Origin of the sequence: Buttiauxella sp. (assembly GCF_049686335.1) — a bacterium.
GTDB lineage: Bacteria > Pseudomonadota > Gammaproteobacteria > Enterobacterales > Enterobacteriaceae > Buttiauxella.
Map to the genome: position 1 here is coordinate 1 of NZ_JBAVHX010000019.1, position 1,903 is coordinate 1,903.

Consider the following 1,903-nt stretch of genomic DNA (forward strand, 5'->3'; position numbering starts at 1 on the left):
GGCGCAGGCCGCCGGCGACGATGGCGCGGATTTCCAGGCCGATGCGACCGGGCAGGGCGCGGCCAAGCGGGGCGCCGCTAAGCATCAGCGCACGGGCGCGGTCGGTCTGAAAGCGCATGAGCGCGCAAAAGTCGGCGCTGGTGGCACGGCGTTGCAGTGTGTCCGTCGTGACCCTAAAACGCGTCATTTCATCCTGCGGCAGGTAGATGCGGCCCTGTGGCCCCTTGCCGATGTCGATACCGATATCCTGCCAGTGGTTGATGAGCTGCAGGGCCGAGCAGACGGCGTCAGAACGCCGCAGATTGTCGGGCGTTGCCGCCGCGAACAGGTGCAATAGCAGGCGACCGACCGGATCGGCCGAGCGGCGGCAGTAGTCCATCAGTTCATCGAAGCTGGCATAGCGATCCTTGACAACGTCCTGAGCGAACGCATCGAGCAGGTCACGGAACAGTTGCAGCGGCAACCCGTAGGCTTCGATATGCGGGCGCAGGCGCTGGAAGACCGGATGATCGGTCTCTTCCTGGCTTTCGATGCGGTCGAGTTCGGCCCGATAGCCGGCCAGCAGGCGCAGGCGCTCCGCCGCGGAAAGGTCGCCTTCGTCGGCAAAATCGTCGGCCGAGCGGGCGAAGGCGTAAATCGCCTCGACGGCTGGCCGCAGATGCGCCGGCATTAACAGCGAAGCAACGGGGAAATTCTCGTAGTGATCGTTGAAGTGGTCGGTGGGCATCGGGCTCCAGTATAGGTTCGATTCCGGTAAAATGGCCGGCTGATGGATAGCCATTGGCTGGCTAAATGGATAGCCAATGACTGGCTAGGCGAGGGTGGCGGAATTGGTAGACGCACTGGATTTAGGTTCCAGCGGGGCAACCTGTGCGGGTTCGAGTCCCGCCTCTCGCACCATTTGGCAGTTCGTTCATTTTTGCTTCATTTCAAGGACTTTTCATGGAAACGACCCAGGACACCATTTCAGCGACTGAGGCAGCAACCGAGGCAGCAACCCAGGAAGCAGTCGTCAATCCGCTGGAACGCCGCATCGACATGGCCGTGACGCTGGCCGAGATCGAGCGCGAAGTGGAGCAGCAGCTCAAGCGCATCGCCAGGACAGCCAAGATGGCGGGCTTCCGTCCGGGCAAGGTGCCGATGAAGATGGTGGCGCAGATGCATGGCGCCGAGGCGCGCTCCGAGGCCGTCGGCGCGGCCATCGACAAGGCATTCAGTGAAGCGGTGCGCACACAGAAGTTGCGCGTCGCGGGTCAGCCGCGCGTCGAGCCCAGGAAATCCGCCACCGACGGCCAGATGGAATTCACGGCCATCTTCGAAGTGTTTCCCGAATTTGCGATTGCCGATATCGTTGGTCGGCCCATTGAGAAGCCCGTGCTGGCGGTGGGTGACGCGGAAGTCGACAAGACGATCGAGGTGCTGCGCAAGCAGCGCACCACCTATGTTGCCGCAGGACGTGCCGCCGAGAAGGGCGACCGTCTGGTGATCGACTTCATCGGCCGCAAGAATGGCGAGGAATTCGAAGGTGGCAAGGCGACCGACTATGCCGTGTCTGTCGGCGGTGGCATGATGCTTCCCGATTTTGAAGCTGCTCTGGAAAATGTGATCGAGGGTCAGGAAAAGACCTTCGATGTTAACTTCCCTGACGACTACCATGCCAAGGAACTGGCGGGTAGCCTGGTGCAATTCACCGTGACCGTCAAGAAGGTCGAAAAGCCGCAACTTCCCGAACTCAATGCAGATTTTGCGCGTGCACTAGGCGTCGCGGATGGCGATACCGCCAAGATGCGCGCCGAAGTGCTCAGCAATCTGGAGCGCGAGGTCGCCAAACGCCTGCATGCCCGCGTCAAGGAACAGGCGATGAATGCGCTGATCGAGACGAACCCGATCGCCGCGCCGCAGT

Annotated in this window: 2 protein-coding genes and 1 tRNA gene; 2 read left to right on the forward strand and 1 reads right to left on the reverse strand. The window is 61.7% G+C overall.

The window, feature by feature from the left end:
* A partial coding sequence (gene hpnC / locus WBL83_RS13740; RefSeq protein ID WP_424589675.1) for a squalene synthase HpnC occupies nt 1-727 on the reverse strand: 727 nt, incomplete at its 3' end.
* A gap of 88 nt (nt 728-815) precedes the next feature.
* On the opposite strand from hpnC, the gene WBL83_RS13745 reads away from it, so the two are divergent.
* A tRNA-Leu gene (locus WBL83_RS13745) sits at nt 816-900 on the forward strand.
* 42 nt (nt 901-942) lie between these two features.
* On the forward strand, nt 943-1,903 hold a 961-nt coding region (gene tig, locus WBL83_RS13750; RefSeq protein WP_424589676.1), incomplete at its 3' end, for a trigger factor.